The organism is Sediminicola luteus, assembly GCF_002514735.1.
Taxonomy (GTDB): Bacteria; Bacteroidota; Bacteroidia; order Flavobacteriales; family Flavobacteriaceae; genus HQA918.
Map to the genome: position 1 here is coordinate 382,468 of NZ_NBWU01000004.1, position 19,632 is coordinate 402,099.

14 protein-coding genes are annotated in these 19,632 nt (G+C 43.2%); 2 read left to right on the top strand and 12 right to left on the bottom strand.

Annotated elements, in window-relative coordinates; all coding sequences use genetic code 11:
• Window positions 1-72: 72 nt before the first annotated feature.
• Window positions 73-1,554 carry a M14 family zinc carboxypeptidase gene (locus B7P33_RS14005; protein WP_097442638.1) on the bottom strand — a complete coding sequence of 494 codons (1,482 nt, stop codon included), beginning with the start codon at window positions 1,552-1,554 and terminating at the stop codon, window positions 73-75.
• The gene (locus B7P33_RS14010; RefSeq protein WP_097442639.1) at window positions 1,554-2,213 is read right to left on the bottom strand and encodes an N-acetylmuramoyl-L-alanine amidase; all 660 of its coding nucleotides are present in this window, start codon (window positions 2,211-2,213) and stop codon (window positions 1,554-1,556) included. Before B7P33_RS14010 ends, B7P33_RS14005 begins: the two co-directional genes overlap by 1 nt.
• A 190-nt stretch (window positions 2,214-2,403) precedes the next feature.
• Here B7P33_RS14010 and B7P33_RS14015 point away from each other — a divergent pair, with 190 nt between their 5' ends.
• Window positions 2,404-3,738: a serine hydrolase domain-containing protein gene (locus tag B7P33_RS14015; RefSeq protein ID WP_097442640.1), complete on the top strand. Its 1,335-nt coding sequence runs from the start codon at window positions 2,404-2,406 to the stop codon at window positions 3,736-3,738.
• A 606-nt stretch (window positions 3,739-4,344) separates the two neighbouring features.
• On the opposite strand, the gene B7P33_RS14020 is transcribed toward B7P33_RS14015, so the two are convergent.
• The 10 genes from B7P33_RS14020 to B7P33_RS14065 form a co-directional block, all read right to left on the bottom strand.
• Entirely contained in the window at window positions 4,345-5,187 is an 843-nt protein-coding gene (locus B7P33_RS14020) for a 1,4-dihydroxy-2-naphthoyl-CoA synthase (protein ID WP_172435957.1), read from the bottom strand.
• A 750-nt stretch (window positions 5,188-5,937) separates the two neighbouring features.
• Entirely contained in the window at window positions 5,938-7,161 is a 1,224-nt protein-coding gene (locus tag B7P33_RS14025; RefSeq protein ID WP_245871800.1) for a glycosyltransferase, read from the bottom strand.
• 3 nt (window positions 7,162-7,164) lie between these two features.
• Window positions 7,165-8,676, bottom strand: coding sequence for a DEAD/DEAH box helicase (locus B7P33_RS14030; RefSeq protein ID WP_097443007.1), 1,512 nt, complete (start codon window positions 8,674-8,676; stop codon window positions 7,165-7,167).
• A gap of 140 nt (window positions 8,677-8,816) precedes the next feature.
• Window positions 8,817-9,320 carry a DUF6155 family protein gene (locus tag B7P33_RS14035; RefSeq protein WP_097443008.1) on the bottom strand — a complete coding sequence of 168 codons (504 nt, stop codon included), beginning with the start codon at window positions 9,318-9,320 and terminating at the stop codon, window positions 8,817-8,819.
• 598 nt (window positions 9,321-9,918) lie between these two features.
• Window positions 9,919-11,181, bottom strand: coding sequence for a YaiO family outer membrane beta-barrel protein (locus B7P33_RS14040; protein ID WP_097442641.1), 1,263 nt, complete (start codon window positions 11,179-11,181; stop codon window positions 9,919-9,921).
• Window positions 11,181-12,308: a tetratricopeptide repeat protein gene (locus B7P33_RS14045; protein ID WP_097442642.1), complete on the bottom strand. Its 1,128-nt coding sequence runs from the start codon at window positions 12,306-12,308 to the stop codon at window positions 11,181-11,183. The genes B7P33_RS14040 and B7P33_RS14045 overlap by 1 nt, the downstream gene beginning before the upstream one ends.
• Window positions 12,301-13,737 carry a glycosyltransferase family 2 protein gene (locus tag B7P33_RS14050; protein WP_097442643.1) on the bottom strand — a complete coding sequence of 479 codons (1,437 nt, stop codon included), beginning with the start codon at window positions 13,735-13,737 and terminating at the stop codon, window positions 12,301-12,303. The genes B7P33_RS14045 and B7P33_RS14050 overlap by 8 nt, the downstream gene beginning before the upstream one ends.
• A gap of 9 nt (window positions 13,738-13,746) precedes the next feature.
• Window positions 13,747-15,579, bottom strand: coding sequence for a HEAT repeat domain-containing protein (locus tag B7P33_RS14055; protein WP_172435958.1), 1,833 nt, complete (start codon window positions 15,577-15,579; stop codon window positions 13,747-13,749).
• A gap of 121 nt (window positions 15,580-15,700) precedes the next feature.
• Window positions 15,701-16,075: a response regulator transcription factor gene (locus B7P33_RS14060; RefSeq protein WP_097442645.1), complete on the bottom strand. Its 375-nt coding sequence runs from the start codon at window positions 16,073-16,075 to the stop codon at window positions 15,701-15,703.
• 19 nt (window positions 16,076-16,094) lie between these two features.
• Entirely contained in the window at window positions 16,095-17,867 is a 1,773-nt protein-coding gene (locus B7P33_RS14065; RefSeq protein ID WP_097442646.1) for an ATP-binding protein, read from the bottom strand.
• Between the two features lie 170 nt (window positions 17,868-18,037).
• Between B7P33_RS14065 and B7P33_RS14070 the strand changes: the two genes are divergently transcribed.
• On the top strand, window positions 18,038-19,345 hold the full coding sequence (locus tag B7P33_RS14070) for a dipeptidase (protein ID WP_097442647.1): 1,308 nt from the start codon (window positions 18,038-18,040) through the stop codon (window positions 19,343-19,345).
• The last annotated feature ends 287 nt before the right edge of the window (window positions 19,346-19,632 follow it).

Below are 19,632 nucleotides of genomic sequence, written 5' to 3' on the forward strand. Positions count from 1 at the left end.
GAAAAACAAGATTATAAAAAAGCCCTTTTGAAATGATCATTTCAAAAGGGCTTTTTCTTTTTTGAGGTTGGATCAACGCTGCATCACGCTATTTTTAAATTCCCCTCGCATATTCGCCAGTTCCAATAGGAAACCATTAACCACCACATGGGTTCGATTCCCTTCCTTTTCCAAAAAGAAATTTGGGGCCATTCCTACCCCAAGCCGGAGTTCTTCTGCCATTTCGAAGTCTTCGTGCACCGGAATGATCGGTAAGCCGAAATCCATGGTATCGGAATCCGGGAATTGGGCAATCTTTACATACAGATACCCTTCTTTTAAAAGTTCGGTCGCTTGGGTTGCCGTCAATTCCGATAAGGTGGCTAGGGTCTTGGGGTATACTTTTCCGGGCTTTGCCATATAACCCTTGGCATTAAAGGTTTCATAACCATAAAAGGTAGAAAGGTCTCCCTGATCTACTATTCGAGCTTGGTAGTAAAAATCGTGATGCCCTTCACGATCCACCTCATTCCTATAAATACCCAAATCGAGGGTATAGTTTTTACCAAGTAAAGGATAGGTCACCTCCTCGATTTTAAGATCCAACATTTTACGGTCGTTCCGAGGGATTTTTTCATAATCCGCTATATCTATACGCTTATACTCCCCTGTGGCTATGGTATAGATGGCCGAAAGGATGGAAACATAGTTCAACTTTCTTATTTCCTGTTTTTCGCGGTCTTGGGCCATTCCCCCCGATTCGATCAAAATCAAAGAGGTGCCCCATTTCTGTATGTTATCACCAAAGGCCCGAGGCTCAAAGGCATCTGAATAACGTCCCACTTGTCCGGGGGCATATTTCTGAATGATGTCGTTCATAAATACGATTACCTTCATGGCATTGGCCCTTACTTCGTTAATGTTGGTCTCATAATCGTAGGCAGTAGCCAGATAGGATATAGTCGCCGGCCGATCGGTACGTTCGGCATTATAATAGCGACTTTGATCGTGAAGGTTAAAACCAAAATCGGCATCCAAACTATCGCGTACCCGTTTTAAGGTACGGCCTTCTGGGGATTGCAAGCGTAAGGCGTCGCGATTAATGTCTATACCCAAGGCATTGCGTCGCATAAAACGTTCGGCCCCATCGGGGTTTAGCATCGGTAAAAAGTGAAGCCGGCAATTTTTTAAGATTTCCGCCTTTTCCTCAGCAAAATCCGGACTCTCCAAAAAGCGGAAGATATCAAAGATCGCCTGGGTGGCCGTAGGTTCATCGCCATGCATTTGCGACCAGAGGTATATATCTACATCCCCACTACCAATACTTACCAGCGACAGGGAACGGCCTTCAATCGAGTTACCGACCTTTTGTACCGTAAAAGCCGGGTTTTGGGCATAATGCGCCAACAAGGGCTGTAATTGCTGATGTTTGATCCTTCTTTTATCTAAGCTGGGCTCTTTGTAATTTTCATAGGTATCATACAGTTTGTCGGTAAGGTTGCCTTGACCATAGGCTGCCGTACCAATCAGTATTCCCAATACCCATAGTATCTTATGTTTGCTTAAACGATTCATTATTTTGCTTTTGGAGTGGTTTTATAGTTGTGTTTTTTATTGGCCCGTTTCACCCGTTTTACGAATTTGGGTCCGGGATCCGTTTTTTGGGTACGGTAAGCGGCATCTTTTTCCAACCAAAGGGCATGTCCTTCAAATTGAGTGTATTCATAATGCCCAATTACATACTCAATATCATAAGTATCAGAAAGATAATCTACCAACCAAATATTTGCTTTTAGTTGGGCCTTGGTTAAAGGTAGGGTTTCTCCTCCACCCACATTTTCGATACCTATGGCGCAATGGTTTAATCCAATAACATGGCGCGCCATGGTGGTTTCGGGCAACAATCTATAAATGGTGCCATCTCGATCTACCAAAAACTGGGCGGAAACGTTTAAGGCCCCGGCACCTTTGATCTCGGGCCGCCAATTGGGCAATTTGGCCGGATTAAAAGCCTCAAAGCTTTTTTCCAAAGTCGGAATAACCGTCCAGTGCAATACTATCATTTTGGGAGTAATAACAGGTTCCTCCTGCTTCAGGCCATAACGTTCCGATAAATACTCGAGACTGAGCTGCTTGCGTTCTTCATCAAAAACAATCGGCCTATCGACAATGGTATGTGTAGTTGTACAAGAAAACAAGGTACTGAGACAAATAAAAACAAGGAGATGCTTCATGGTATAGTTTAGTTGGATTTAAAGGTACGAAGAACCATAGGAAATTCAGTTCGAGCCTAGGTAATACCATTCCAAAATCAACTAAAAAACCATATCATATTATCTGGACAAACAAGTTGCGCCTATTCCTGAAAAGCTATATTAGTATTATGTATATTAGCCGGAAACGAACCCGCTTATCCCCTCTGCTATGAAATGGATCAAACGTATTTTTCTGGCCCTAATCGTTATTTTGGCCGTAGTTATCTATACCCAATACCCCAAACTGAATATTATCTCGGGCTATACGGCCAAAAACATGGCGTCTACCGTGTTTTATGCCCAAAGGAGTGCAGAATCGGTAAATCAGAATGACCATCAGGTGCCTTTAATCGAATTGGGACAGGCCCAGGTGAATGCCGATGAAAAATCGGCCAGTGCCACGGTTAAAGGCCTTTTGGAACGTACCGCGGTCTATAGAGACGGTTTGGGCGCCGCCCTATTGGTGGAGGGCTATGATTCTGAAATTTGGGAACGCAAACCCATTCGGCGTCAAAGACGCTCTAATTTTGCCTATCCTTATGGCGATGGAGCCCAAATCGATACCATTTTTGCCCATGTAGACTACGACAGGATCGAAAAGGCCTTGGATATGGTTTTTGCCTATCCGGACAGCATCCGTACCCGTACGGCCCTCATAATTCATAAAGATCAAATATTGGCCGAGCGCTATGTAGATGGTTTTGATAAAACCACTCCAATACTAGGTTGGTCCATGACAAAAAGTGTTTTGGCCACCCTATACGGCATATTGGAAAAAGAAAATGGTCTGGACGTGCAACAAAAACCCGATTTGGCACTTTGGCAAGAAGATGATCGTAAGCACATTACTTATCACGACCTACTACAAATGGAAAGTGGTTTGGCTTGGGACGAAGATTATAGCGGCATTTCCGATGTTACCAAAATGTTGTTCTTGGAAATCGACATGCCCAGTGTAGCCTGGAACAAAAAGGCCATGGCCCAACCCGGGGAAATTTTCAATTATTCCTCCGGCACCTCCAACCTGCTATCGGGCCTGTTGCGCAAACAGTTTAATGACCATCAATCCTATTTAGACTTCCCGTACACCCACCTCATCGATCGTATTGGTATGCACAGTATGTTGTTAGAGACCGACCTCAACGGAAATTTCGTAGGCTCGTCTTATGGGTGGGCCAATACCCGCGATTGGGGCAAATTCGGCCTATTATACCTGCACCGGGGTAATTGGAATGGTGACCAGCTCTTTAACCCTAGTTGGGCCGATTATGTAGCCACACCCAATCGGAAATCGAATGGAAAATACGGAGCCCATTTTTGGCTGAACGCCAACGGACAATACCCCGATGTACCCACCGATATGTATTCTGCCAATGGGTATCAGGGACAACATGTGTTTATTATCCCCTCTAAAGAGTTAGTGGTGGTTCGCACCGGATTGGCCGAAGACCCCGACTTTAACATCAATGGTTTTCTTGGGGAAATCGTTAAGGCTATCCAATAAATTCCTAATTAAATCCCGGCATTCCATTTCAAGAGACTTGGTACGAAATGTTTTATTAACCCCTGCAATTAAGGCTATACCTGAATTGCAAGAATACATTCAAACCGTGGGTTAAATCCCATGGGTTTCAGCAAAATCTTGTTGTTGGTTTCTACTACAAGCTACAAACTGTACTGGCTACACCACAGCTTTTACCCCCTTGGCAACAATCATTTCATCGATGAACTACACTGCTGTACTTTAGTAGTGTAATTAAAAAAAAGGAGTTAATTTTTTCATTTTCATAGTGTTCTCGTAAAAGGGTCTTGGCCATACACCAAGACCTTTTTCTTTGCCCTTAATTGAAACCCTTAGATATAGCCCTAACTCCAGTGGGTAATCAAAACAAGAAAATCGTAAGAATTGGACTACTTACCACAATTTCTCCTAAGTTCACAACAAAACTTTCGCTACTAAGCCAGATGCCAGTACTTTAGCAGTGTAATATTAAAGGAAGTTAATTTTTCATTTTCATAGTGTTCTCGTAAAAGGGTCTTGGTCAAAAACCAAGACCTTTTTCATTTTTCACTATTCCCAAAATTAATAAAGCCTTCTGGTATTCCGCCCTTAAGGAATCCATCTGTCCTTACCAAAGTTGGGTTTTCTCTTTTCCAAGAAAGCATTCCTACCTTCAATGGCCTCGTTGGTCATATAGGCCAAACGCGTAGCTTCGCCGGCAAATACCTGTTGCCCCACCATGCCGTCGTCGGTAAGGTTCATGGCGAATTTTAGCATTTTAATCGATGTTGGCGATTTTTCCAAAATTTCTTGGGCCCATTGGTATGCGGTATCTTCCAATTCATCATGTGGTATTACCGCATTTACCATACCCATTTCATAAGCCTCTTGGGCCGAATAGTTTCTACCTAAAAAGAAGATTTCCCGTGCCTTTTTCTGTCCCACCATCTTAGCCAAATAGGCCGAACCATAGCCCCCATCGAAACTGGTAACATCGGCATCGGTCTGTTTAAAAATGGCATGCTCTTTACTGGCCAAGCTCATATCGCAAACCACATGCAAGCTATGCCCACCACCTACGGCCCAACCGGGTACTACAGCGATAACCACTTTGGGCATAAAACGGATCAAGCGTTGTACCTCGAGTATATTCAAACGATGGTAGCCATCATCACCCACATAGCCTTGGTGTCCCCGTGCTTTTTGGTCCCCTCCACTACAAAAGGCATACACCCCATCTTTGGTAGAAGGGCCTTCGGCCGACAGTAAAATTACCCCGATACTGGTATCTTCCTGGGCATCGTAAAACGCATCATATAGCTCGCTGGTCGTTTTAGGCCTAAACGCATTGCGCACATTGGGGCGGTTAAATGCGATACGGGCCACCCCGTCACATTTTTTATAGGTAATGTCTTCGTATTCCTTGGCAGTTTTCCAGGCAATAGTTCCCATAGATCGTTCTTGTTTTAGGGCCACTAAGATAAGGGCAATGGGTTAATTATTCAATGTACCCCTGTAACGATGTACCAATTTGTTAATGTGTTAATTTGAAGATGGGTTAGAAAGTTCGAAGTACCAAGTGGGAAGTACGAAGTGAAAAAAATTAGTGGAATTCGTGAAATTTGGGTCAAACTGTGTTAATGGAGCAATTTAGTAATGTATCGATGTAGCTATGGGGTAATTTGATGATACACCGATTTGAAGATTTGAAAATGAGTTGATTTGAAAATGGGGCAGAAAGTTCGAGATACCAAGTGGGAAGTACGAAGTGGAAAGAAAAAATTAGTAGAATTCCTGAAATTCGTGTCAACCCGGATGAATGTTGCAATTTAGAAATGTATCGATGTAGCTATGGGGTAATTTGATGATACACCGATTTGAAGATTTGAAAATGAGTTGATTTGAAAATGGGGCAGAAAGTTCGAGATACCAAGTGGGAAGTACGAAGTGGAAAGAAAAAATTAGTAGAATTCCTGAAATTCGTGTCAACCCGGATTAATGTTGCAATTTAGAAATGTACCGATGTAGCAATGGGGTAATTTGATGATACACCGATTTGAAAATTTGAAAATGAGTTGATTTGAAAATGGGGCAGGAAGTTCGAGGTACCAAGTGGGAAGTACATTAGTGTAATTAGCCGAATTCGTGTAAACCAGTGTTAATGAAGCAATTTTACAATGTACCGATTGGTAGATAAAGCTACTATTTATTTTTGGCCTCGATCCATTTGGACAAATATTTGGTGCTATTCATGTGATGATGGCGCAGCATGGCCCCGATAAGGTTATGGGTACGATGGTTATTCAAGTTTTTTGCCAGTTTATCCAACAAATTCGCAATTTCTTTCGTATAGAAAGCAAAACCAAAAGAACTCAGTAATTTTTCCCGATTCACCATACATGCCTCCCAAGATTCGGTGTGGCTATATAGATGCACAGCCTGTTCAATGTAGTCGGTTGTACTGGTACAAATAGCACCGGGCCATACCAAACCTTCTTGTGCCATGCCTTCAGCGCCAATGGCCGTTGTAACCGTTGGGGTGCCCTGTTTTATACCTTCGAGCACCTTACCCTTTAGTCCGGCACCAAAACGTAAGGGGGCCAAATTTACCCTAGCTTGTGCCATGGTCTGGCCTACATCTTTACACCAACCCTGTACCAAAAAGCCCTTTTCAGGTTTATGTAACTGCCGTACCGACTCGGGTATATGACCGCCATAGATATGCAACTCGGCCTGGGGTAATCGCTGCCGGATACCTGGCCATATTTCGTTATACAACCACCGAAATCCATCTACATTTGGGGCATGTAGGCCATTGCCTATGCAAACAAAATGTTCCCGTTCCCCGTAGCCGGGCAGATTTTTGGGAATATCGGTCTCCTTCAGCAAAAAAGGCAAATAGACTAAAATACTTTTGGGCACCCCAAATCGGGCCAACCAATCCATTTCGAATAGGGAAATGATCAAGGTAAGATCACAACGATAAATACTGGCCATTTCCCTAAGCGTCAGTTCTTGGGATAACCAATGGGTTTCGGAAAAAGATTCTTGGGCAGCAACGGCCTTTTTACGGGCCATGCGAAGTGAATGGAGGTCTTCGGAATCCAGAATACGCATAGCATCCGGACAATTCTCGGCCACTCGCCAACCAAACTGTTCTTCGGCAATAAAACGATCGAAAAGCACAAAATCTGGTGCCAAATCACTTACAAAAACATCAAAACTGGCATCGTTCAGGGCAATTTGATGAGGCGATACCCCTAGCTCGGTCAATGGGGTCGTCAAATCGTTTAGAGGAGCCGTTACCGTAAAATGAACGGTAAAATCCCACGATTGAAACATTTCAATAAGCTGCATCATTCGAATACCGGCGGCCGTGGCTTGGGGCTCGGGCCAAACGGTAGCTATGATCAGAAGCTTTTTCAAAACCTACATTAATTCGGCGAACTTTTGCGAGATATTCAGGCGTAATTTACGCTCATAATCTTCTTGCAACCATTCTTTATAGTTCTTGGTATTGTTCATAATGCAATACGAATATTGCTTTACCCGGTATTCGATCTCTTCCTTGAGTTCTTTGGCCAAAATACGGGCATCGAAAACATCTTCACTGTTTTCTACACAAATCTGGGCGTGTTGCTCAATACTCTTTTCCAATACCAATTTCGACTTTAACCCTTGGGCCAACACTTGCTTATAGGTTTCCTTAATATCGAAATCTACACTTTCCGAAGCCGCAAATTTGGCACGGAGCTCATCGGGCATGGCATATACGAACTCCCGTTCAATTTCCTCATCGTTACGAATGTTCTCCAGAAAGAAATCGGGGAAAAGGAAAATCTCCTGCCAATCTATAGGGGCGTCCCACATACCGAAACGGGCAATATTGTTCCCCAAATCGATTACATTGAACTCCTTTTTATTTGGCAATACCCTAGAACCACGACCGATCATCTGGAAATACAAAGTCAAGGAACGCGTGGCACGGTTTAAGATTATGGTTTCTACCGAAGGTTCATCGAAACCCGTGGTAAGAATACTGACTGATGTTAAAATAGCATCGGGAGTCTTGGAAAACCACTCCAAAATTTCCTTGCGTTCGGCAGTGGAGTTCCTATTGTCTAAATGGCGTACGTTATACCCTGCCTTTTTAAAGAGGTCGTACACATACAAAGAAGTACTGATACCATTATTAAAGATTAGGGTTTTAGTCCCTAAGGCAATGTTTCGGTATGAAGAAAGCAATTTGCCCAACATACTCTGGTTACCATACAATTCGTCGGAAGATTTTACGGTATAGTCTCCATTGGAACCGATCTTTAAGCTTCGAAGGCTTACATCTTGATGGTACATATTGGCCTCAGCCAAAAATTTCTTTTTGATCAAGCTCTCAATAGACTCCCCGATAATCAACTTTTTATAGTTGTCTTTCATGGGAAGTTTAATATTCGAACTCAATGGTGTGGCCGTAACCCCTAGAATTGAACTATCTTCAAAATATTTGAACAGCTTACGGAACGAGTTATAATGGGCCTCATCGATTATGACCAAGCCGATATCATGAATGGTTACCTTTTCGTCTTGTAGACGGTTGTTCAAGGTTTCTACCATGGCCACATAGCACATATAGTCGCCTTCGTCATTAACCTCTTTGACCTCACTATTAATAATCATATTGCTTACCCCAAACCCCTCGAGCATCTTTGAGGTTTGTCGGCTCAGCTCTATACGATGGGTAAGCACCACAACCTTTTTTTGGGTCTTTTCAATAAAACGACGTGTAATCTCAGAGAACACGACCGTCTTACCCCCTCCCGTAGGCAACTGGTACAACATATTGATGTTATAGTCCGATTCTTCCAAACACTGGAAAATAGATTGAAGATCCTGCTCTTGGTAATCGTATAATTTCTTTTGAGGGGCGTGGTTCTTGACTTCCAAATGGTGTTGATTAGCGTTAGGGCTCTTTTCAAAAAAACCCTCCAAAATTAACCAAATAAATAGGATATGTAAAGGCGGTAGGCTAAAAGTTCTGTGAAATGAGGGAGAAGCCTTAAAAACAAGGGGTTAAAAAGCCCTATTTAATCAACAATATCCAAGGCTGCCTCGAATTTTTCGAAAAAGGGATAGTCCCGGGCCTCTTCAAACGATTTTAAAACACGGTTTTTATGTTCAGGCCAAATGCCTTGTTGCACACAATAGGTTATCCATTCCGTAAAAGAAACCGACATACTTTTATAAAAGGCATCGGCCACCCGTTTCTCCCGCACAAAGGTTTGCATGAGCTCGAGGTTAAAGCCCATAAAATCGGCCAAGAGACTGGGATCCATGCCCAATAAACGGAATTTTTTAATATAGGCATTCGCCTTTGATCTTCGGGCCTTGGGTCTACGTCCGTTCAAGGGGAAATATTCTTTGGAAATCTTTTCCTTGGCCTGTAAGATCAGTTTGTCTTCCTTGGGCGCCACGGCAAAATCGTAATACTCTTTTACTTCCGGAAATTTCTCGTACAACGCAAGTAATTGCTCACGTAACGCAGCTTCTTGAAGTTCGTTAAAATAGGCTTTGACCTGTTTTTTGGACATCTCTTTTTCTTCTGGAAGGTAAAAATAACCGAATGTGGCGAATTGGCCATACAGTAAACTACCTCGGTGTATTCGCACGAGACATATGAACCAAATATGTATTTTATTAAAAGACAAGCCTGCCTACTTTTTGGCAGGCAAGCCTCGAGGTATTAAACCCTTTTGGCGGTGCCAAAAAAAACCGCCTCTGGGGCGGTTCAAATCTTTATGGTTGAATTGTACTAATAGTAACTCAAACGGTTAATGTTCTGATCATTTAGAATCTCATTCAAATCCTGAATAAAATTCAAGTAGGCTGCATTGTCTTGATTCTTGTTCATCATATAATTCAATTTAGATTTGGGGTCTTTCTTACGCGAGCATTTATAGGTAATCGAGCTCTATTAACTCATTAACGCTTAAAATCTCATTTAATTCTTTGAGGAACTTTAAATATTCCTCACCATAGGTGTCATACAACATAGATTAAATAAATAGGTCAAAAAAATTGTTTTGTAAATGGGGACTATAAACATATGTATTTCTAGCGGTTGTTACAAGTAAAATGTGGTGAAGCCCCTTATTTCTGTTGTGAATATGACCCCACTTTACCGTTCGTCTAGAATCGGGTGGTAAATCGGAGTCCGGCCGATACGCTCCAATAAAAACGGTCGGCATCGAATACCAATTCCTGATGTTGCACACCAAGCTGGAATTTCCATAAATCACGGCCTTTTGCCGCCGGCATCTGATAGTCTAGGAACAACTGCCTGGATTCTAAATACAATACGGTTTTCGACAAAAGCTCGCCATCTACCACCAACTGTTTAAAATCGGGCATAAACCCATAACCAGCAATCAATCCCAAATATTGTTTTGGTCTTTTACCATACTTTCGGGCGGTAAGCGTCATTGAAAAACTAGGTTTGGCATCGGGAATCGGCGTTACATAAGGGCGGGCACTAAAATAATAGTCCCCGGAATACAAGCCCAAGGAACCCGTGTAAATCAAGGATGAGGAAGAATCGCTAAAATCGTAGAAGCGACCACCCAACGAGGCCTCCATTTTATTCGGGAAGCTTTTGTAGACCTCTGCCCTAGCCCTATGCCTCGGGAAAATCGTGGCCCCTGAGTAAGCATAGGCCACATCGGCATACACATCCTTCCCGAATTTCGGGTAGACCTCACCTCCTATTTGCAGCCCATTGGTATTAAATCTGTTGGCAAAATCGGTCTGTACCGCCCATTTACCCCATTCCGATTCTTTGGCATAGCGTAGACTTAGGGTTACAGCAGGATCATATACAATATCATAAACCTCCAAGGTGCTACCCACCTCTATTTCTTGCTTACGTACCTTCTCATCCAATTGTTTCTGTAAACCTTGTACAGCAACATCTTCCGGATGGCGAACCCTATAATTGTCTATGTATTCCTGGGCCATATCCGGTACATCCATAGCCACTAAGACCTGACTCTTTAAGCGTTGTAAACGGGCGTCTAGGGGTAAATACTTTAATGCTTTATTACACAAACCCAAGGCTACAGTAAGGTTCTGGGCATAGATCTCATTTTTTATGGCTGCTTCCCAAACCTCTAAATTGCGTCTTTCTTTCGAGGTGATTTTATTGAACTCCTTTCTGGCCTGATCATATTTGCCTTCCCAGCTTAAGGTTTTGGCCAACAGGTTACGAACATCTGCATAGTTCGGATACGCTTCCAAAATACGGTTTAAAGTATCCCTCGCCTGTGTTCTTTTTCCGGAGAAGGCCATTTGCCTGGCATTAAAAAAAGATTCATCTGGGTTGCCCTGATATGCCAAATCTTGGGCCCACATAAAATGTACCCCGAAACAAAACCAAAAACATAGTATTATTCTCATTAGGGTTGCGGTGGGTTTAGGGAGTCAAGACCCTTGGCCGGGGCTTGGGCCAATTGGGCCAAACGGGCATTTAGTTTTTTGATACGAGCGCTTAAGTCCTCGTTCAAAGCTTCGGCATTTTGTAAACTGTTGATATAGGGCAGCGCCTTTTCTTCTTCCCCAGACCAAAGGAAAACATCGAAAAGGGCACTATAGGCATCTTGGTAATTGGGGTTTTCTGCCACCAAATGGGCTAGTAAAGGTTCGGCCTTATCGAACTGTCTTTGCCAAGCATATATACGGCCCAACAAAATCTTCGCATCCAATTGCTCTGGCGTGTAATATACTATATATGAAGCCAATAAAGCAGCACGTTCAAACTTTTTATCGAACCCTAACTGCCTAGCTTTTAGGTAAGCTAAATCTAAATCGTCGGTATACATGGTATGCTGCAACCAGAGTCTGTCGTATTTGGAAAATGGGAATGCTTCGCCACTTGGGGCCAATAACGAGGCCCGATCCAATTTGGCACGTGCCCCATCTTTCGAACCTACCGAAGTAAGCAGCCACTCGACCAAAAACTGGGTTTTGTTTTCATACAAGGCCCGTTTACCCAAGGTATAGGTACATAAAAACATGCTCAGCATAACCAAGGTCACCGGAAACATACGGCCTACCCAGTGCGTTAACCCATCTAAATAGGTCAACACCTTCGGATACACCGCCCGAACCAAGAAGAAACCTACGACAACTATGGGTAAATAAATATACCAACCATCTAAAATGGCATAGAGTCCACCTATAGGAAAAGGCAAGCCTTCCCGAATAAAAAAAGCGGTCAGGAACAGCTCTAGATCTAATATGGCCACAAAAACAAGTTCTATCTTATTTTGGGCTGCAGTAACACTTTGTTTACGCCATTTTTTATAGAGAAAAACCAAAACCACGGAAACTAGGGCCGCATAACCCAATTGATGGGCCCAAGCCAAAAACAGACTTTGATTGACCAGCGTATCGAAAGCGCCCAGTTGCCATAAGACCAATTGCTGTACAAAGGCCAGCACCATCAACATACCGGCAAAGGCCAAGGCACGCCCAATAAAAGGCCCTAAAGAGGGTTTGGCATTATGTTGAACCGAATCACGCATTGGCAGGTTTACTAAATCCTTTACGGGTAATGGTACCCCAACCCGATTGGATCTTAAACAATTTTTTATAATTGCCCCTAACGGCCGCAAAAGTCACCAAAGGGTGGAAAAACAAGGGTTCGGTAAGTGCACAGACCATAAGGATCAATAGGTCTTTGGTCTTTTTATACTCGTTATAGGAATATACATCCCATAAAATGGCATAGAATGAGAACATGACCATAAAAGCATAAATGGTAATGCTGATACCTATGAAAAAATCCCAATTTAAAATACCGGCAAAGTAAAAGGCGATAATGGAAAAGAAGCCAAAGAACTCCAGTAAAGGGGCCAACCATTCGTAGAAAAACCAATACGGATAGCTGATCATACCCAACCTACCATATTTGGGATTAAAGAACATTTCTTTGTGTTTGTACAAAGTCTCCAGGTTTCCCCGGGTCCAACGGTCACGTTGGTTCAATAATATTTTCGGGCTTTCGGGAACTTCGGTCCAACAAAGGGGATCCGGAATATATTCTACGGTATATGGAAGCCCCCGATCATGCATATAACGACGCATTCGGAAAACGATTTCCATATCCTCGCCCACGGTATCGGTATCATAAAGTCCGGCCGCTAGGGCAATCTCCCTATCGAAAAAACCAAAAGCCCCTGAAATTATCAAAAGGCTATCGATACGGCCCCAGGCCATTCTTCCCAAAAGAAAGGAACGGGTATATTCAAGCAACTGATAACGGGCCAACCAATTTGTAGGCAAGTTGATCTGTTCCAATTTCCCACCTGAAATCTGGCACGAATTGGCCACACGTATCACACCACCTACGGCAATTACCCGTTGTTTAGACCGCTGATAGAACGCTTTAACTACATGTAAAAGGGCATCGGGTAATAACAAGCAATCCACATCGATACAGCCCACATATTTGTTTTGGGAAAGTTGCATTCCCGCATTCAAGGCATCGGATTTACCCCCATTGGCCTTATCGATTACGGTGAGTTTGGCATAGGCCTTTTTTCGCGATTTATAGATACCTGCCACGGGCTTGGCGCGCCAATCGCTAGGCACTTGCCTATCGGTCTTGTACAAATCAAAGGCAGCGATCATTTTTTCCATGGTATCGTCTTTGCTACCATCGTTGACCACCATAACCTCAAACTCTACATACCGAAGTGACAATAACGAACGAATGTTCTCTACAATGGTGAGTCCCTCGTTATAGGCCGGGGCAATTATGGTAATACTGGGCGCCAAAGGCGACGCCATAATCTTGGAAAGATCGCCAAAACTGTTTTTGTGTTTATAATGAAATGAATTACGGGCAGAAAGGTAGGCCATGGAAATAAAGACCAACAGGAGCACCACGGTAAATATCAAGAATATGATACTGAGGTAATCCCCTATTATTTTTACGATCTCTATATTCATTTTCCTGTTTTAGGAGGGTCTATTCTCCGGTTTTGGAAATCCGTCCAATGAAAAATTCAGGTCGAACAGGTTAAACCCTTTCACCTCTTCGGCCTCTACATCAAGGCTTTTTAATGAAAAACAGTACTCTAAAGAAGCCTTTTCCTTAGATGTTATTTCTGATTCCGGTTGTTCCTTTTCTATGGTTTTTGCTTGTATAACGCTATCGATCCCAATTGCCGTAGGACTGCTGGTCCACTGTAAACCACCAAGGTTAACGTGTTCTTCAGGGTTGTTTTTTTGAGGTATTTCTTCCCGAGATTCCTCTTCGCAAGTAACGGGTATACGGTCTAATATGGCCAAACGTACTTTACCGATTTGCTTGGCAAAGCCCTTTGGGGCGTCTTTGGCGTAATGCTCTAAAAACTCCATGTCTTTAGCATCGGCCAGCTCTTCCATTTGCTCTAGCAAATACCATTGCGAGCTTTCATCGGCCCTATCGAATAATTGGGACCAAACACTATAATGCTCTGGCAAATCAGCACTTGGGTCTTCGAAAGGAAACCAGGCTTCCTCCGGTGGTTCGGTATCTTGGAATGCCTTCCATTCAAGATGGGTATCATCCTGAACTTCTTCCTTCTCCTTCGCTTTATTTTCCTGCAATGCTTCCGAATCGTAAGAACCTTCTTCATCGGGCATAGACTGCATTTGTATGTCCAAGGCCCCCAACAGATTGGGTAAGGCCAAGGGCACTTGGGTTTCTTCGGACTGCGGTTTATCTTCTTCTACTAATACCTCTTTTTCTTTTTCTTCAGGCTCCCTTCCCTCTGATGTAACCATTAGGCTTGAAACAGTATGCATTGTGTCTTCAAAACTAAGGACTTCGGTTTCTTCAGTTTCAACATTTTCTGTGGTTTCCGGTTCCGGTTCACCCAAATCGGGCATAACCACATTACCAATCGCATTTAAGGCATGCATAGCCTTGCTTGTTAATGTGCTGGAGTGTTCCCGGTCACGGACTTTCTGTAAAAATTCGAGATAAGACTCATCACCCAAGACCGCAAAAACATCGAGTACCTCTAAACGCACGTCGCCATTAAGGTTCCAATACTGTTTTACCAATTCAGGTAACGCTTTCAGTACCCCGAATTTTTTGATACAGTCCAGCGCCTCGCGCTTTACCTCATTGTTTCGGTGTGCTATTAAACTTACCAAAGCTGCATCCGCATCATTTTGATGGTAATGTTTCATTAGACGCAGGGCAAAAAGAACCACATCCCTATTTTTGGAATTCAGCCAATTCTTAAAACGCGGGGGATCAAAATCTTTGGCCAAACGGAGCACCTCTAACAGTTTCAGTTGTTGCCACTCCGAAATTCCGTAACGGGTCGTATCTAAAAACAAACGGATGCCATCGGCATTCAAGGTCACCAAGGCGATTTCGGCCTGTTTCCGAACTACCGAACGTTTATCGTTTAAAAATTCGGCGATAATCCCATAGGCATCACTAACCTCCATCCAGGTGAGTTCTATAATACCCTGGGCCACTACCTCCCAACGCCAACTATTTAGTTTGGTCTTGGAATACTCTTGAAGCCCTAGATACTTGTATAGGGCACAAAGTCTTTTCTTGGCATCGCCCGAAACATCGGAACGCAAATCGAACAGAATCTCGGCCAAGGCTTTTCGGTAATAGGCATCTTTGGCCAATTCTTTTAGTTCAATGACCAAGTTCAAATAGGCTTTTTTCTCCGAGGCGTCTACTTGGGTATCGTCATAGAATAAAAATTCACTCACCTTAGGCGTGAGCTCCCGTTTTTTGGGACGGGTTTTACCCTGAAGGAAGGACTTTTGGTTTTTCACCAAAAATATCCCCAAAAAGTAAAAGAGGGTCAGACCTAAGAACAAGAAGGTCAGATCCCATAATAGATTGGTATGGATTTTAGGGCCAATGGCTAAAAAGGGCGCTATGTTTGATAAAGCTTTAATGCCTGATTTTTAGTTCTTTTCTCACCCTAGCCGTTAGTTCGGAAGGATTAACGGGTTTGGTCACAAAATCGTTGGCCCCCATATCGAAGGCATCAAGTACGTTTTTTTCATTTCCGGCAGACGAAATCATGATAATAGGCATTTTAGAACCCAATTCATTTCGAACATGGTCCAGTAGCTCGAAGCCCGACATATAGGGCAACATAATATCACAAATGAAAAGATCCGGAAGCCCAGATTCCAATTGGGTCATTACCGTTTTTCCGTCCGGGGCCACAACCACCTCGAAACCTTCTTTTTGAAGTCTATACTCCAAGAGTCTGGCCAGCATTTCATCGTCTTCAGCAAGTAATAAGCGTGTCTTCATCATCAATCCGCAATGGGGTTCCTTACATATCCAATTCCGTCATTTTTCGATCTAGGGCCGCACTAACCAAGGGAAACTCCTCCACAAAGCATCCGTAAAGGAATTTAATGTGTTTTACATCTGGCTCTTGCTCACAGGCCGGTTGTAGCTGACAAACCAATTTATGCAGGTTATGTACCTTTAGCATCGCCAGACCCGCCTTTATCTTGTGACAGCCTTGGGCTATACTATCCATATCGCCATTGTCTAAGGCAATTCGGGTTTTACCGATAAACTCCAGGCAGTTTTGTTTAAACAACCGTACCAGCTCGGCCAATAAGGTCTTATCGCCCATACATTCTTCCAAAACCGCCTTCAGATCTAATGCAGTTCCGTTATCGGATGGCATACCTCCTTCTAAGCTAAAAGCTCCGGATTCCCTTGTTTCCATATCTTCATTATAAGTTTTGGCCCAACATAATTTCCCCATCAACTCTTTGGCGCTATAGGGTTTTAACAAATAATCTTGAATTCCGTAAGCCTCACAAGCCTCACGATCTTTAATACCGAAATCGGCCGTTACGGCGATTACCGGCACTTTTCGAATATGTTCCAGTACATGGTTACGGATACGTTCCGTAGCCTCGAAACCATTGATTCCCGGCATTCGCAGATCCATCAGAACCAAATCTATTTCTTGTATAGTCAACAGTTTTAGGGCATCTTCGGCATTTGGAGCCAAAAACACCTCACAATCCCAAGCGTCTAACCTCTTAAGGAGTAGTTCACCATTCATAGGGTTGTCTTCTACCACCAATACTTTGGTTCCGGCAATCTTGCGAATATCTTTCAGACTGACCGTTTCCGAAGTATTGGAATCAGACTTGGCCTTAGAATTCCCTTTGACCCTATAAGGCAGACTAAAGGTAAAGGTGGTGCCCACACCAGGCCTACTGGCCACGGCCAAAGAACCGTTTTGATTCTCTATGATTTCTTTTACGATACTAAGCCCTAACCCATAACCACCCACATTGGCGCAGCGTTCTTTGGAACCTTGGGAATACGGCTCGAATATTTTGACGAGATCTTCTTTAGCAATACCCGAACCGGTATCACTTACTTGAAAATCGAGTTCTACATAGTCTTCGAGACGTTTTTCTAAACTGACTTTTAAACAAATCTCACCTTCTGTAACGAATTTGATGGCATTGCCCAAAAGGTTCAACAATACCTGGGAAAGCTTGGACGGATCACCGATTACGGTTTCAGGGATATTGGGGTCTATATCGATCTCCAAACGCACCTCCTTCCCCAAGATGAGGGTATTACAGAGGTACATGGCATTTCTAACGATACTGAACGGATTAAACTCCACTTGCTCGGCAGGTACCATCCCCTGACCAAGCTGGGTATATTCCATAAGTTCATTCACCAAATCCAGCAAATTGAAGGAAGCAACCTTTATTGCCTTTAAAAATTCGTTTTGTTCTTGATTAAGTTCGGTCTCCGAAAGAAGTTGGGTAAACCCTAAGATACCATTCAAAGGAGTTCTTAATTCGTGGCTAACCTTAGCCACCAAGGCCAAATCTTCACGTTGGTTATCGGCCTTACCTTCTTCCCCTTGAACGCCAATTACGTACCCGTCGGGGTTCCAGTTGGCTTTGGGGTTATATACTTTTTCCTCTAGTCGGTCTTTAAAGTGGCTAAACGAGTTTTTTAAACGAGAAGCCTCCTCTAAGGAAAGTTCTTCGTACGAAAAGCTCTTCAACTTACCTTCTAGATCCGATAATTGTGATAATAGTTCCCTGGTATCCATGTTTGCATCTTTGCCGAATGTTGTAAGAATGGTTGTAGCCACCTAACCACATTCCGCTTTAGTTTAGACCCAAGGTTCATATAAGGCGTTATACCGCCAATTATTTGTTATATACCCACCCAAAAGTGTTGTATAAATACGTATTTTGTGGGCATAACTAAGTAACCACTATGAGACAGTACATCGCATTATTTTGCATTTTATCGGTTTTTTCTTGCAAAGAAGCTGAGAAAAAGACGGAAAAACCTTCAGAAGAAACTATGGAAGAGAAAGCCGTACGGATTCACAAAAACGTCATTACCATCGACACCCACGACGATTTTAACGTGGCTAATTTTACCGACAGCATTAACTACACCCAACGTCTAGATACCCAAGTAAACCTACCCAATATGGATGATGGTGGCTTGGATGTTTCCTGGCTAATCGTGTATACAGGTCAGGGTACTTTAGATGCCGAAGGTTATGCCAAGGCCAAGGAAAATGCCATGGCCAAATTCGACGCCATACATCGGTTGTGTAAGGAAATCGCTCCGGATCAAATCGAATTGGCGGTAAATTCGGAAGAAGTCAGGCGTATTCACAAAAGCGGAAAAAAAGTAGCCATGATAGGGGTCGAGAACGCCTACCCAATAGGTTTGGACATGTCGAACTTTCAAAAATACTATGACCTAGGTGCACGATATATTTCCTTATCGCATAACGGGCATAGCCAATTCTGTGATTCCAATACAGGCGAAGAAAACGACGAATGGCTGCATAATGGCCTAAGTGACTTAGGAAAAGAGGCCGTGGTTGAAATGAACCGTTTAGGAATTATGATCGATGTTTCGCATCCCTCTAAAGAATCCATGAAGCAAATGATCGCCTTGAGCAAGGCCCCCATAATCGCCTCCCACTCTTCGGCAAGGGCCCTTTGTAACCATAGCCGAAATTTGGACGATGAGCAATTACAACTCATGAAAGAAAACGGTGGTGTGGTACAGACCGTGGCTTTTTCTTCGTACTTAAGCACCGAAAAGCATGAAGCCCGCGATGCCTATATGAAAGAAATAAAACAAGCCGTGGCCGATTCGATGCAGGTAAAATGGTTGAAATCAAGAGCGGAATTCGCCACCTTGACCGAAGCGGAAAAGGAAGCCTTTATGGGATACTACCCCAAGGTGAACAAAATTGCCGAAGCCAAGGCAGCCAAGGATTCCAATGCCCCTGAGGGCGTAACCGTGGCCGATTTTGTTGATCATATCGATTATATGGTAGAAAAAATCGGAATCGATCATGTGGGTATCAGCTCCGATTTTGACGGTGGTGGCGGAATCGGCGGTTGGAACGATGCTTCCGAAACCCTGAACGTAACCAAAGAATTGGTAAAACGCGGGTATACCGAAGAAGAAATCGCCAAGTTATGGGGCGAAAATCTTTTACGTGTTTTGGATGAGGTTGAGGCCATAGCCAAAAAACTGCAAGCCGAAGGATAATCCCCCAAAACGACAGCATTAAAGACCTTGACTTACTACAAGTTAAGGTCTTTTTTTACACTAAAACTTTAAATAGTGCATTAGATTATACCGATTAGTCCCCTTTTACCATACCTCATCCAGCAAATTGAGGTCAAGGCAAATGTATTCGACAAAGTTCGGTTAAAAAACAAGTCTTACACAGGATCAAACTTTTACATACACCCAATACATCTAACCTCCTATAAAAAAAGATATTACAAACCAACAAACCTATAACAGAAATTGTTCATAAACCCGTTAACAAC